This window comes from Planctopirus hydrillae (assembly GCF_001707835.1).
Lineage (GTDB): Bacteria > Planctomycetota > Planctomycetia > Planctomycetales > Planctomycetaceae > Planctopirus > Planctopirus hydrillae.
The window spans coordinates 41,425-55,501 of sequence record NZ_LYDR01000116.1 but is presented as its reverse complement, the minus strand read 5'-3'; the positions used below and the strand labels follow the sequence as shown (position 1 = coordinate 55,501).

The 14,077-nt window shown below is 55.6% G+C and carries 10 protein-coding genes; 3 read left to right on the top strand and 7 right to left on the bottom strand.

Annotated elements, in window-relative coordinates; all coding sequences use genetic code 11:
- Nucleotides 1–15: 15 nt before the first annotated feature.
- Complete coding sequence (locus A6X21_RS13965) at nucleotides 16–1,344, bottom strand: glycoside hydrolase family 15 protein (protein WP_083233613.1); 1,329 nt, start codon at nucleotides 1,342–1,344, stop codon at nucleotides 16–18.
- Nucleotides 1,345–1,464: 120 nt separating this feature from the next.
- Complete coding sequence (locus tag A6X21_RS13960; RefSeq protein WP_068848847.1) at nucleotides 1,465–1,848, bottom strand: VOC family protein; 384 nt, start codon at nucleotides 1,846–1,848, stop codon at nucleotides 1,465–1,467.
- A gap of 530 nt (nucleotides 1,849–2,378) precedes the next feature.
- Here A6X21_RS13960 and A6X21_RS13955 point away from each other — a divergent pair.
- The 3 genes from A6X21_RS13955 to A6X21_RS13945 all read left to right on the top strand — a co-directional run bounded on the left by A6X21_RS13955 (nucleotide 2,379) and on the right by A6X21_RS13945 (nucleotide 5,370).
- Entirely contained in the window at nucleotides 2,379–3,395 is a 1,017-nt protein-coding gene (locus A6X21_RS13955) for a DMT family transporter (RefSeq protein ID WP_068848845.1), read from the top strand.
- Nucleotides 3,396–3,525: 130 nt separating this feature from the next.
- Nucleotides 3,526–4,704 (top strand): metabolite traffic protein EboE, encoded by a 1,179-nt coding sequence (eboE, locus tag A6X21_RS13950; protein ID WP_068848843.1) that lies wholly within the window; start codon nucleotides 3,526–3,528, stop codon nucleotides 4,702–4,704.
- Nucleotides 4,705–4,848: 144 nt separating this feature from the next.
- Nucleotides 4,849–5,370: a transposase gene (locus tag A6X21_RS13945; protein ID WP_068848841.1), complete on the top strand. Its 522-nt coding sequence runs from the start codon at nucleotides 4,849–4,851 to the stop codon at nucleotides 5,368–5,370.
- Nucleotides 5,371–5,502: 132 nt separating this feature from the next.
- On the opposite strand, the gene A6X21_RS13940 is transcribed toward A6X21_RS13945, so the two are convergent.
- From A6X21_RS13940 to A6X21_RS13920, 5 genes are all read right to left on the bottom strand, one after another.
- Nucleotides 5,503–7,065 (bottom strand): sulfatase family protein, encoded by a 1,563-nt coding sequence (locus tag A6X21_RS13940; protein ID WP_068848839.1) that lies wholly within the window; start codon nucleotides 7,063–7,065, stop codon nucleotides 5,503–5,505.
- A gap of 407 nt (nucleotides 7,066–7,472) precedes the next feature.
- Nucleotides 7,473–8,186, bottom strand: a complete 714-nt coding sequence (locus tag A6X21_RS13935; protein WP_068848837.1) for an ABC transporter ATP-binding protein — start codon at nucleotides 8,184–8,186, stop codon at nucleotides 7,473–7,475.
- A 133-nt stretch (nucleotides 8,187–8,319) separates the two neighbouring features.
- Nucleotides 8,320–10,146, bottom strand: a complete 1,827-nt coding sequence (locus tag A6X21_RS13930) for a permuted SH3 domain-containing protein (protein ID WP_068848835.1) — start codon at nucleotides 10,144–10,146, stop codon at nucleotides 8,320–8,322.
- Nucleotides 10,127–13,546, bottom strand: a complete 3,420-nt coding sequence (locus A6X21_RS13925) for a TolC family protein (RefSeq protein ID WP_068848833.1) — start codon at nucleotides 13,544–13,546, stop codon at nucleotides 10,127–10,129. The genes A6X21_RS13930 and A6X21_RS13925 overlap by 20 nt, the downstream gene beginning before the upstream one ends.
- Nucleotides 13,546–14,049 (bottom strand): MarR family winged helix-turn-helix transcriptional regulator, encoded by a 504-nt coding sequence (locus tag A6X21_RS13920; protein WP_068848831.1) that lies wholly within the window; start codon nucleotides 14,047–14,049, stop codon nucleotides 13,546–13,548. Before A6X21_RS13920 ends, A6X21_RS13925 begins: the two co-directional genes overlap by 1 nt.
- Between the last annotated feature and the right edge of the window lie 28 nt (nucleotides 14,050–14,077).

Sequence of the window (14,077 nt, the reverse complement as noted above, 5' to 3'; positions counted from 1 at the left end):
CTGAAAAAATTGTCGTTACGTCGAGAGCGATTGAAGCATGCCGACCAGTGCCAGGCGCAAATTGGCCTGAGTCCACAACAGCGGCGTGATGTCGTTGGGGATGTACGTTCCCGCTTCGCAGAAGTAGGACTCGGGGCATTTATAGGGACCAAAGCGGCTCTCTGGCGGAGTGAGCTGTGTGAGTCCCCGCAGCAGGTGGAACTTCTGCAGCGCCAGATCTTCCGGCTGGCCGTGCGCGCGATACCATTCGCCAGCAATGATCGAAATGATCGGATCAAACAGACACCACTGCGCTTCGAAACCTTTCTTCAAGAGTTGGTCGCGGGCCGACTGATCTTCGCTGTAATCGGTCGAACGTTTTTCAGCACTGACCAGCGTGCGATAGTCGGCACACCAGTAGGAATCTCCCAGGTAGCGTCGAATGCCATAAGGCCCCGCCAGTTGGTCACTCACATTGGCCACAATGGTGCGGGCCATGGGCTCTGTTGTCACCTGCAGCGGCCAGATCAGGAAGAGCAGAGCCGCATCGACAGCGCGTGCTTTTCTCGAATTCTCCTGCCGACATTCATAGGGCAAAATTCGGGCGAGTGCGTCTTCACCACGATGCACTAATTGACTGCAGAACTCCGACGTCGCACCCCGGCCAGCCGTGCGGAACTTAGGGTGTTCATCGAGAATGACAGCCCACTGCTTGAGAGCCGCCACGACAACACCGATGCTCGAAGCCTCGACTTTGCGTTCTTCTTCCCAGTGGCCACTGTCTTCATCGGTCGTGTAATCAATAGCTTGGAAGTAATGCGGGAACTCATTGAGCAAGGCGGCTTGTTCGATGGAAAGCTCGAGTTGCCCGGTGGTCGCGAGCCGGGAAGTGAGCCAGAGAAAATAGCCCAGGGCATCGTTCTGGGCGTGAGACCACGACTCGCTGTTTTCGGTCAAAGTTCTCCCATTGAAGCGAATGTGCGGCCGCTGCTGGATCTGATCGGGAGTGGTTCGCCCTTCGATCATATTCACCAGTCGCTGCTTCTGCGTCGCAAAGAATGCCAGAAGTGCCTGCACATCCTGGACGGCGATGGTCTGTTCACCCCAGAGAAAATGGCCATGGGCCACATGCACGTTGTCCCGCACCCAGACGTTCTGATAGCCCGTCAGATGAAAGTCATCGGCGGCCGATGTCGCTGCTGCAAAGAGACCTGTCTCCAGCCTCGGGAAGTGGAAGGTTCCCTGCTCGATGAGCAAGTCTTCCACGGCTTTCACTTGCCCGTAAGTCCATGTGTCATCGATCGAGGCGGGCAATAGCGCAGCGATTTCCGGGAGCAAAGTTTGGGCAGGAGCGGGTGCAGGCATTTTGTGCAGGAACTTTCCAGAACGAGGCCAATACGAGTGTTGCCACAGGGCGGGTTATGACAGCCGATGGGTAAATTCCCACGCCATCGGCCTCTCGTCATATTGAGGAGTTCAGCGGGATCAAAACGAGGGGGCCGTATGCAGACCGAAGGCGTTTCCTTCTGTATCGATCCCTGTGGCGATGAAGCCGTACATGCCAATCGATGTTTTGGGCATCATCAGCTTGCCACCGGCCGCTTCAATGCGCCCAGCTTCGACAGCGCAGTCTTCGCAACTGAAGTAGATCATGGTGCTGTTTCCTCCGGCTGACATGCCTTCCATTTTGCATAAAGCCCCCGAGGCTCCCGGGCCGTCCATCGACATGGGGAAGGTCATCATCTGCAGATTGTCGACCGGGCTGGGCAACTGATCGAGCTTTGTTCCGAGGACGGTCTGATAAAAAGCCGTCGCGCGGTCGAGATCATCGACATAAATTTCAAACCAGCAGCCAGGATTTGGACGCACAGGAGACCTCCTTCATCAACGGGAACCCAGGGAGTCGGGAACAGCGAATGTTCCATCACAACGCCCGCGACAATAACTGCGCCACCCGATCATTGCCAAAGAGTTTTTGTCACCTCATGACAGTTTGCGACATTACCGTGATAGGCTCACTTCGATAAGTCACGACCAATCAAGTCGGTTTCAAGATTGTTGGAAACTTCTGCCCCATCATTGAATGGCAAATGCGGTATCATCATTGACCATAAACTCCACTGATGAGTTAGTCTCTACACAATGCCCTCCCAGCGAACTTTTTCTGAGTTTCGATGTCGGATTCCCTGTCAGAATTGTGTGAAGGTCGGGAGGATCAGCCGCCATTGGGCTGAAATCTGTTCAGAATCGCTGTAGGACTGAAAGACTGGCCATCATCAGCCGCTATGATCCGCTAGAAGATTTTCCCCCAGCCTGTGGATCGAGCAATACACTGGCTGCTTTGATGAACAACTGTCTGTACGCTCGGAATGGACTGAGCATTTTGACTTGAGGATGATGTGCCTTATCTGCTGTTTCTACTGATCTGTACTGTCTGGGGAGGCAGCTTCATCCTGATGAAGAAGGCCAATCCTGTCCTCGAAGCCATCACAATTGGCGGCTGGCGTGTGGCGGGTGGTGCCATCGCACTGGGACTGATTTTCTGGTGGCTTGGTCCATCTCGAACTCTTCGGAGAAAACATCTGGGGCCACTGGTCATCGTCACTTTACTCGGATTCACCTGGCCTTATGTGGTGCAGCCGTGGCTGGTCGAGCGGAATGGCAGTTTTATCGTGGGTGGAAGTGTGAGCCTCAATCCACTGATGACCATCTTTATTGCCATACCACTTCTGGGTGTCTGGCCCACCCAGAGGCAATTCTGGGGTGTGCTGGCTGCTCTTTCGTTCCTCATTGTGCTCTTCGCTGGCGAGATTCATAAGAACCTGCCATTGCTCGACCTGGCTGTACTGATTTCAGTCCCCTTAGGTTACGCCTTCTCGAATGTCATCATTCGCCGCACGATGAAGGATGCGAATCCTCTCGAATTGACACTGGTCGCACTCGCTGCCGCTGCACTCATCCTGTTGCCACTTGCCTGGTTCACCGAATCTGCGGCCCCGGATGCCACCCGGATCGACTGGATCACCGCGATTGGTGCTGTGGCGATCCTCGGTGTGGCAGGAACGGGATTAGCCATGTATGGGTTCAACATTCTCATTCGCGATCAAGGCCCGCTGTTTGCCGGGATGGTGACGAATCTCGTACCTCTCTGGGCATTTTATTGGGCCTGGCTTGATGGAGAACCGCTCACTTTACTGCAACTGGTTTGTGTCGTCGGTGTGCTGGCCTCGGTTCTCGTGGTGCAGTATCGCGCTGCCGGTGCAAAGTCACCTGCTCACGCTCCGGTTGCGACCTCGGCCATTCCTCCCCTCGAAGTCACAGACGAAGCCAAAGAACTGGTCACAGTTCGCAGCGTGTCGACCAGCATGCCGGCCCCCGCGCGGGAGCAGCTTGCGGCTGGTGGCGAAAATGGCTGAATGGGCCATGATCCCATTTTCGACCTGCTTCTTGGCTTCGCAGGAGTGCCTTGGCCTGAAAAAGCTGGCATGATGAGGAGTGCCGAACAGGACCCACATTCAGCTTGCGAACCTACAGCCGGAAGATCTCATGACCTTTCCACTTTTGCCCCTCAGCTATTGCACCAACGTTCATCCGGCTCAAACTCTCGCTGAAGTGATTCTAGGTCTCGATACCTTCGCCCTTCCTGTTCGCCAGGCCAGCGGTGGCGAACTTGCCGTCGGATTATGGCTGCAGGCCACCATCATCGACGAGTTACTCGCTTCGCCCCAGGCTCTCGAAGAACTTCGCGTGGCGCTTTCCTCACGAAATCTCACCTGCTATACGCTCAATGCCTTCCCGTACGGAAACTTTCACTCCGAGCGAGTCAAAGATCAGGTCTATCTTCCCGACTGGTCGTCTCCCCGGCGGTACGATTACACCTTGAATTGTGCCCGCATTCTGGCGGCACTGCTCCCCGAAGATCTGCAAGGCAGCCTGTCGACATTGCCACTCGCGTTCAAGCCGCATGAACCTACGGGAGATTTTCAAAGTCTCTGCATCCGTCAGTTACTCGATCTCGCCATGGCCCTCGATGACCTGCACGATTCCACAGGCCGCTTGATCCGGCTGGCCATTGAACCGGAACCTCTCTGCCTGCTGGAAACGACGGACGAAGCGATTGCCTTTTTCGAACAGTTGTTTCGTCAGGCGGAAGAGAAGGGGATGCTCTCACAGGCCAGAACGCATCTCGGGTTGTGCTACGACGTCTGTCATCAGGCGGTTGAATTCGAACCTGCCGATCAGGCCATTCACGCCATTGAACGAGCCGGTATTCGCATCAACAAGGTTCATCTGAGCTGTGCGATCGATGCAAGGCAACCTCTCACTCCCGAAGTTCAGGCGGCTCTCAAAAGCTATGTCGAGCCGCGCTACCTGCACCAGACGATTGCCCGCTGTATCTCGGGCGACCGGCAGGAAAGCGGGTTCATTCGCCAGACCGATCTGACGGAAGAATTTCTGGCAGCACCACCACTCGAATTCCAGCAGGCTGAGAGCTGGCGCGTGCATTACCATGTGCCGATTTCGGAAGTTTCGATTGGCCCGCTCTTCACGACGAGGCCGGATCTTGAAGCGGCACTTAAAGCCATTGAGGGTCTTCCCTACGCCCCACATCTGGAAGTGGAAACCTACACCTGGAACGTCCTCCCGGGACAACCCCGGACGGAAGCGATCATCGCGGGCCTGGGAAAAGAACTCGAAACCGCACGAGAGTTGATCGGTATATAAAGAATCACGAGCCGGAAGCGTGAGCGACGGGCATTTGTATGGTCATAACATCTAGTGTAGTTTGCCGCGAAGAAGAGTAGAAGAAAACCCGTCGCTCACGCTTCCGGCTCGTATTAGCAAACGTATGTCAAAGGAAATCGCGCCTTGACTCCACCGCTGGCTTACTTCATCACGTTCACGACGTATGGCACATGGCTGCATGGTCGGGATCCGGGATCGGTGGATCGTCAGCACAATCTTCCTGGCACTCCGTTTGTTGCTCCTGATGCAGAACTGGAAGCTCGTCGACACCAGTCATTACGCCACGCACCTTATCTGCTCGATCACGCTCACCGTGAAGTTGTCCTGAACACGATTCGCGAGGTCTGCGCACATCGTTCGTGGAGTCTTCACGCCGTTCACGTCCGCAGCAACCATGTACATATTCTTCTGACCGCGTCACGACCGCCGGAGAAGGTGATGAGCGATCTGAAGGCGTGGTCGAGCCGTCGATTACGGGAAACCTTTGGCGAAGATGCAGAGCGTGAACGCTGGACTCAACACGGCAGCACGCGATACCTCAACGATACCAAGTCACTGGAAGCGGCGATCGCCTACGTCGTCAACGCACAAGGCGAGCAGATGTCGGTCTACACCCCACGACTCGACCCAAGCGAGCCACAATAGTCAACGAGCCGGAAGCGTCAGCGACGGGTGCTCTTTACTTTTCTTCGTGGCAAATATACTAAATATTATGACAATACAAATGCCCGTCGCTGACGCTTTCGGCTCGTTAATTATACGTCGATTGCTCGTTGACTAGTTATTACCTTTGATTTTCTCGAGCAGGGCCTGGAGTTCTTTGACTTTTTCGGGTTGGTTTTCGGCGAGGTCGCGGGTTTCGCCGGGATCGTCTTCGAGATGAAACAGGCGAGGTCTGGGGAGCTGGCCGGTTTCGGTATTGGTCTGCTGAAAAACAGGCGGGGCTTTGCCGGGCTCAATCAGTTTCCACGAGCCTGCGCGTAAGCCCAGAACTCCCGAGTGCTCCACCAGTTGCTCACGACCTGCCTGTGATTCCCCCAATAATGCGGGAAGGACATCAAGACTGTCATAGGCTTCCTGGGGTGGGACCGGTTGACCCACCAGCTTGCCCAGCGAGGCCATAAAATCGATCTGGCACATCAACGCTTTTGATGTCCCTGGTTGAATGCGGCCCGGCCAGCGCACGATGAAGGGAACGCGAGTTCCCCCTTCATAGGCACTATATTTACCACCTCGATAACAGCCAGCCGGTTGATGATGGCTCAGCTTTGTGACGGCTTCGTCTTTGTAACCATCGTCGACGACGGGGCCATTATCGCTGGTGAAAATCACCATCGTCTCGTCATCAATTCCTAAGGCTGCGAGCTTCTCGATCACCTGACCCACACACCAATCCATTTCGACGATCACGTCGCCGCGCGGGCCCATGCTGGTGCTGCCCACAAAGCGGGGGTGAGGCAGGCGGGGAACGTGAATATCGTGCAGCGAAAAGAACAGAAAGAACGGCTGATCCGCATGGCGAGCCCGATGATCCGTCATGAACTGGAGTGCTTTTGAGGTAAAGACATCGGCCATCTCCTGATCGTTCCAAAGAGCGGCCTTGCCACCTGTCATATAGCCAATCCGGCTGACGCCATTAATAATCGTCATGTCGTGACCGTGGCTCGGTTTCATGACCGTGAGCAATTCCGGATGCGATTTCCCAGTGGGTAAGGCAGGATCAATCGGTTTGCCGAACTGGACTTTAATTGGGTCATGGGGGTCAAGATTGACGACACGATCCTGCTCGACGTAGACACAAGGGACTCGATCTCCCGTGGCGGCCATGATGAATGATTCATCAAAACCGACTTCGAGAGGACCAGGCTTGATGACGCCGTTCCAGTCGAGCTTTTCGTCTCCTAATCCCAGATGCCATTTCCCGACGACGCCTGTGCGATAGCCCGCTTTTTGAAGTGTCGAAGCGAGAGTGCGGCGGCCCGGTTCAATAATCAGCCGGGCGTCGCCGGGAAGAACTCCAGTCCCTTTTTTCCGCCAGGCATATTCGCCTGTGAGCATGGCATAGCGCGAGGGAGTGCAGGTCGCCGACGGTGAGTGGCCATCGGAAAAGTTGAGTCCCTCGCGAGCCAGTCGATCGACATGCGGCGTTTTGACCAGCGTGGCACCATTGCAACTGATGTCGCCATAACCCAGATCGTCCACATAGATGAGCACGATGTTGGGTCTGGAAACCTGGGGCTTTCCTGTGGTTTCAGCAGCCAGAACTGAAGGATCTTCCCAGTGGAATGCCAGGCATAAAGCCAGAGCACATAGAGTCAAGAGCCGTTGTTTGAGATTCATGAAGTTCCCGTCCTGCAGTCGGTATTCTCACGGAAGATCTGATTGATCATAACCATCACCTCGACCCGTTGCATAAAGCATTCGGGCATGAGGCGAGGCTTGAATTCTGGGTGGCTGTTGTCAAACGTCCTCGTTTGCCGCCAGTTGATTGGACACTGATCGCTTTTGAGAAACAGCCTTGAAATTCATACGTGCATGTTTCGGATGCATTCGTGCTGGCAACGCTAAGTTGTTGGGGGCGGAAGAAGATATTCGACCTCAATCACCCGGCGGTATGAAAGTATGAATTTGAAAAGCGCAAAGACCACGCCCTTCCGCAAAGCCTGCAGGGTCGTGCCACCCAAGGTCGTGTGAAGCGTAATGACAGAACACAGGCATGGCACAGAGATCGCTGGCAGGCGGGCGGGCTATTTGCTGTGGGTATCATCTGAGAAGAGGCCGAAGCCGGCGATCTTGCCATCTTTCATGATGATCTGCTGCTTGGCTTTGCGGGCGACGGAGTTTTCGTGCGTCACCATAATGATCGTGCGGCCCTCGGCATTGAGTTCGCCCAAAAGCTGCATGATTTCCTGTTCGGTCGTGGAATCGAGATTTCCAGTCGGTTCGTCAGCGAGAATGATTTCGGGATCGTTAATGAGTGCACGCGCGATGGCGACACGCTGCTGCTGACCACCGGAAAGCTGGAATGGTCGGTGATCAAGACGCTCGGCTAATCCCACACGTCCTGCCAGATCCAGACAACGATTCATATCGGACGAACTGATAGTGCGCTGATGGGTGCGGTAGTGCAGAGGCACCTGAATGTTTTCCAGCACCGTGTATTGCGGGATCAGATTGTACGACTGAAAAATAAAGCCAATCAGCTTGTTGCGAATTTCAGAAAGCTGATCGTCATCGAGTTCGCTGACATCGTGACCAGCGAGAATGTAATGTCCATCGGTGGGACGATCGAGAGCCCCCAGCAGGTTGAGCATAGTGCTCTTGCCGCTTCCGGAGGAACCCATGATGGCTACATAATCGCCTTCTGGAAAATCGACAGAGACCCCGCGCAAGGCCCGCACCAGGTGCTCGCCCAGTTGGTAAGTCTTGTGAATGTCAATTAATCGGGCGGCATACTTCATGCGGAAATGTTTTTCGAAATCGTTGCCAGGGATGAGATCCAGCAGCGGGCTGAGATTGTGGTAATGGCTTGGGGAAATCGTTGATGAATTGAACTCTCTCCAGCGGATGCAAATCGCTGATCGATGCCGGGCGTTACTTCGTGGCGGCGGGCAATGGCAGAGCGGGTGCCTGGCGATTTTCTGATGACTTCACATCTGGTTCCGCAGGTTTTGTCTCGACTGGAAAATCGGCAGGGCCACGGGTACCAGCAGTCCCTTCATTCCGGGGACGAGCCCGATCGGCATCGAACTGGGAAGCATCCGGACGCCCGCCTTGTGGTCGGCCAGATTCACCAGCACTCGTTGGACCCATGCCTGGCTGACCACTTCCTCGCTCACCAGCGCCGCGCTGACCAGGAAGACCAGGCCCACCCGGGATCATGGGGCTGGAACCATCGGCACCTTCTGGCCCACCGGGGCCGCGACGCTCACCACCCATACCTCGCGGGCCACCTGGACGGCGTGGGCCACCTTCGGCCGACTGTTCTGCTTCCTTCTTCGCGAGTTCGTTTTCGAGCTGACCCACTTCTTTGGCGAAGAGCGTTCGAGGATTCATGACCACTTTCTCGCCATCGGTCAGTCCTTCTTTAATCTCGATCTGACGTTCGTTGGTGCGACCGATTTTCACCGTTCGCCGCTCGTACTTATCGCCACTTCGTACCCAGGCGTATTGATCGCGACCGATCGTCACGATGGCCTGGACGGGAGCCAATAGCACATCGCTCAGTTCAGCCACAATGATCTCGATATTCGCGGAAAGACCCGGCCGGAGTTTGTTCACCTTCTCGACGGCATCGGTAAGCCGGACACTGGCTTCGTATTCTTTCACGTCGCCGCGAGAGAACGAACTGTTCGACAGTGGTACTGAAGAAACAGTATCGACCACACCACCAAAGACTTCGCCCGCATAGGCATCGATGCGCACGCGGACGGGCAAACCTGTCTTAATGAGGCTGATACGGCTTTCATGAATACGGGCATTGACCTTCATCGCATCGTAATCGGGGAGATTGATAATCGCCTGACGTTCACGAACCACAGCCCCTTCTTCAATGACAGGAGCGTCCGAGCGCCGGGGATCACGGGCATTGGCCCAGACGACCTGACCATCCTGAGGTGCACGGATTGTGCAGGCTTCGATCTGTTTGACAATGCGTTCGTACTTGTCCTTCTCGACCTTGAATGTCAGTTCGCACTTGGAAAGTTCGGCCTGCTTCTGAGAAAGAGCAGCGACAGATTTCCGCTTGACACGCTGGATTTCCCGCTCGAACTCTTTGGCATTGGCCTGCAACTCTTCGAGCGTGCGCACATAGGTGAAATCTTTGAGCACCTTGAGCTTTTCTTCGGCCACCTTTAAATCGATCTCGGCTTTTGTCACGGCAATCCGTTCGGCTTCGAGATCGTTCTGACTGCGATAGCCTTTTTGGGCCATCCGCCGCACGAAAGCCTGAGACTCTTCCGCACGAGAAAGGTTTTCGCGGGCCAGAGTGACTGCTCCGGAGAGTTCATTGACCTGTTGCAGAAACTCGCCTTCTTCGAACTTGCGCAAGTCGAGAAGTGCCAGCGAGAGCTTCAGTTCGGCAGCCGCCACATCGCTCTCATTTTGAGTCTTCTGGATCTCGACATTTTCCTGGGCTTGTGAAAGGAGCGCTTCGGCCTGAGTGAGACTGATCTTTTGCGTGGTTTCGCGATCCACCAGAGCCGAAGAATCGAGTTCGCAGACGATATCCCCTTCTTTCACGAAGGTTCCTTCGGGGACAATGCTGATGATTGTTGTCGAGCCTTCCACCTGACAGGTGAGGATGGCATTGCGGGCACTGTCGAGCGTTCCCGTTTCCGTGACGGTGACCTGCAGATCGCCTTTGCGAACGGGAGTGGTCATCACCCCGTCTTCGGCTTCATCAGGGGCGGCTTTGATCATCCCGAACTGTGGGAACGCGAGCGCGCCACCCACTCCGGCTGCCAGCAGGAGTGTCAGTGCGATCCATTTGCCCCAGCCCCCTCTGCGCTTCTTGGCCAGTTCCCGTTTGGGTGCTTCGACCGTCGAAGACCGGATGGGTGCTGCCGGCGCTGTGGGCGGGCTCTTCGAAGGCGACTTGCCGGATGGTGTCAGAGTTTCGCTGGTCGAAGCTGCTGTTCGCTGTGGAGCCGTTTCCGTATCCACTGACCGCGGCGACGACGCCGGGTGCAGGGAGGCTGATTCGCCCAGTTCGAACCCGGGAACTTCGCTCCCGCTGGAGGAGCTCTTCAGTTCCCACGGAGACGAGGAGTGCGGCTGTTGGGGGGAGGCTGGCGGTGTCATAGGCGGGCTCGTTGTTATCAGATGCGGCAGGAGATGTCCGGTTCTGGTAGATTTCGTCAATCCAGATTCCCCGTTCATCCACCTGCATGATATCCATGTCACGGTAAATGTTAATGCGATTCCGTTCGTAATCGACCCAGATTCCAATCAAGTCGTTCTGAGCACCCAGAATCGCATTCAAGGCATTCAGCAGGTTCAAACCTGTATTTCCGCCCTGATTGGTACGACCGGCATTCCCGGCGGCAGCCGCATTCGTCGGAGCGTTATTGTTCTCAATAGCAAGATCGAGCTGCATGGCCGAAAAACGGAGCGTTTGCCGGGCTGTTTCGAAGTTTTGCCTCAAAACCGACAGTTGCCGCCACTCGGCACGAACATCTGCTTTTACATCGTCTTCCAGAGCCATGTACGCACGACGGGCTCTCTGATAATTAATCTGCGATTCGCGATAATTGTTCCGCTCAATAATTTGATCAAGTGGCGCAGTCACCTGAACGCCTGCACGGTACTGGCTGTTTGTCCCGCGGAAATCGAACGGTTTATTCCCGCCCGATGTTCCAATATCTCCTTCTGCCACCAGATTGACCTGTGCCTGGAGTCGGTTGGCAGCCACTTCCATCTGCCGCCGGCTGTCGACCACAAAGGCCCGCTGGTTCATGAGATCGAGCCGGTTCTCCATCGCCAGTTCGACCACCTGATCAAAACCGAGATCGAAATCGGCCAGCTTGATCAGCTCGACTCTTAAACCCAGTTGAACCACTTTCAGACTCTGTGTCACCTGTAATAAATCTTCGCGGCAGTTCTTAATTTCAAAAACCGCATCCTGCCATTGTGCAGGTGTCCACGGAGTATTGGCTGGTCGGCTGCGGACAATATCAATACGTTCTCGAATACCGGCGAAATCTTTCAGTTGTGAGGCAAAAATCTGTGCGTCACGCTCGAGGTTCTTGCGGTATTGTTCCCGTTGATTCGGCGTCGGCAAATGGGCCAGTCGATAAGCCTCGTTCGCTGCCACACGTTCAAAATCGATACGAACCGTCTCCAGGCTGTCTTTCTCAATGCGATCCATCATCTCATCGAAGAGGCTGGTGACACGCTCCAGCGTGGCCACATCGACGACGGAATCATCCAGCAGGCTGACATCATTCACGAAAGCGATCACTTCGTTTTCGCGGGCATTCAGCAGTGGATCAATCAACTCGAACTGTTTGAGAATATCGGTCTTGATCGAGATCTGAAAATCGGTCGGAACGCCGAGCTGCAGTTTGAACTGATCGAGATTGTCCTGAAAGGAACGTTCGGCCGAACGGAGTGCGTTTTCGGAGTTCGCCAATCGCGTGACGAGCTGTGCGATATCGAGGCTGATGGTTTCTGTCTCGAGCTGACGGTACGCATTGTTGATCGCTTCACGCCAGGCAGTGCTGGTGGAGAGTGCCATCAACCGATCACGCATTTCGGCAGTCATCGGGCCGCGCCAGCCCACTTCTAATCGAGCCGGGTTCAACACGAGTTGTGCGGCAAACTCAGCGGGGGGATTGAGATCGACAGGGAATGGCTCAACACGCTGCAGGAAGACCTGCGGCTTGGCCGAGTTCAAAGCCCGCAATCGTTCGACCTGCACAATCAACGCCTGAATGTTGTCTTTCTGGTTACGCACCTGCTGATACTGACGCAAGAGCCCCAGAAAGCCGCCACCCGGCCCGTTGATGACGGTATCGCTGAAGAAGATCTTCCGATAGCGTGCCAGAGTTCGGACAGAGTAGAGGACCTGACGCTCCTGCTGCGTCAGGTTTTCCATGACCACTTTTCGACCCGCCCCCAGAAGCAGAGGCTGCACCAGCGAATAACTCAATACCGAGACGCTGGCTGTCTGATTAGGCCCGGAGAAGAGCCACAAGGTATTGTTCGTTAACTCAGCCACCCACTGGCCCCCGGTGGGGAGCAACTGGCTGACTCCAAAGCGCCCGTTCGTGGCGAGGTTGTTGGGCCCGCCGGGAGTATTGCGATACTCCAGCCCGCCGTTCGGTTCACCACTGAAGCCCAGATAGCGCACGCTGAACTGGAACTGCTGAAATGTCAGATCCAGTGCCGCGAGATAGACATCTTCAATAATCGACTGATAGGTGCGGTTATTCAGATTCGCCAGTTCAATCGCCTGCTCCAGAGTGAGTCGATCAATGGTCGGAACCTGCCGTCCTGTCGTGATGGGATCGTCGGTCGTCTGAGCGACCTGAGCATCGGCATTGGCTCCCGGCAACATCGCGGGCATGTTCCCCTCGTTCGCTGCAGGTGCAGCACCAGGAACTTCCGGGAACGGGTCAGCATTGGGAACGGGTGGGACAGGTGGTGGTGGCAATTCCGCCCCGCCCTGAGCCACTTCCATCACTTCATGGTTCACCAGTTGAATGGCTGATTTTTGTGCCGGTGCTTTCGATCCTGCACCCAGCGCTGCGATTTGACCAGCCGCCGGCGTGCCCTGGGCTGATTGACCAGGCGTCATGCCATTGGGTGTGTTCATCGGAAGCGGGCCGGGTGTCTCTTCGTCGAGTACGTCGGCCGCCTGTTTTTCCGTGGCGAGAAACTCATTGCTTTTCCCGGGAATCATCTCCGGTGAGAAGCCAAAGTTCGCCAGCCATTGCGGGTTTTCGACGGTGAGCGATTCACCCAGCTTGTGCCAGCTTTTGTAGCCATTCCACCCGCTGGCGCGCACCATGTACTGTGCTGCAGCAGGATCATCCGGCGGCAAAGGTTCATGATCCGGGTCAAAGGGATCAAAGAACCGACTGCGAGGATCTGCTTCGACGGTCACTCGCGGCAGATCCCAGCGCGGATCGCGCGTCTTCTTGAGCACTTCGTTGTAAGTGTCGAAATCAGCCTGAGTCCGCCAATAGTTCCGCGAGCAGCCTGTGCACAGGCTCAGCAGCAGTGCGGAACTGAGCACAGCGACAATGGCAGCGCGTGTTGAAAGCCCTGCTGTTCGCGCGGGACGAGGCCCGTATTTTGCTCGCGACTTGTTCGACATCAGGAAGCCTCCCGTCGCCAGAATCTGGCTGCTGGGAGTGCAGGAACTTCTTCCGGACGCACTTCCCTCAAGATCGATTTCAGCCAGATTCCCAGTTGGATTTTTCGATCTTCCCCCAGACTGCGGAAGCACGATTCGGCCCACCGCTGACGGACATGCTCGACCACGTTCCACAGTTCGAGACCAGCCGGTGTCAAACAGAGTAATCGCTTGCGGCGATCACCCTTGGGTGTAATGCGTTCAAGAATGCCGTCGGCCTGCAATCGATCGACCAGCATCGAGATGTTCGATTCCGACTGCATGAGCAGCCGGGCCAGTTCTGTTTGCAGGAGTCCATCGGGATGGCGATCCACCAGCAGCTTCATCAGCCCGTGGCGCGCCTCAGTCATGTTCCATTCGCCGAGTTGAGAATCCAGCTCCATTTTCAACACATGCGATGTGCGAAAGAGCAGCTCCAGCACCTGGTCTGCCGAGAGCATGGGAGTGATCGGGAGATGTTCCACGGGACAATTTCCATTTTCAGAGCAGGCG

What these genes read in the sequence shown, in the direction of transcription:
- A6X21_RS13925 (WP_068848833.1), bottom strand. Translation starts at nt 13,546, where the DNA reads ATGTCGAACAAGTCGCGAGCAAAATACGGGCCTCGTCCCGCGCGAACA.
- A6X21_RS13935 (WP_068848837.1), bottom strand. Translation starts at nt 8,186, where the DNA reads ATGAAGTATGCCGCCCGATTAATTGACATTCACAAGACTTACCAACTG.
- A6X21_RS13940 (WP_068848839.1), bottom strand. Translation starts at nt 7,065, where the DNA reads ATGAATCTCAAACAACGGCTCTTGACTCTATGTGCTCTGGCTTTATGC.
- A6X21_RS13930 (WP_068848835.1), bottom strand. Translation starts at nt 10,146, where the DNA reads ATGATCAAAGCCGCCCCTGATGAAGCCGAAGACGGGGTGATGACCACT.
- A6X21_RS13965 (WP_083233613.1), bottom strand. Translation starts at nt 1,344, where the DNA reads ATGCCTGCACCCGCTCCTGCCCAAACTTTGCTCCCGGAAATCGCTGCG.
- eboE (WP_068848843.1), top strand. Translation starts at nt 3,526, where the DNA reads ATGACCTTTCCACTTTTGCCCCTCAGCTATTGCACCAACGTTCATCCG.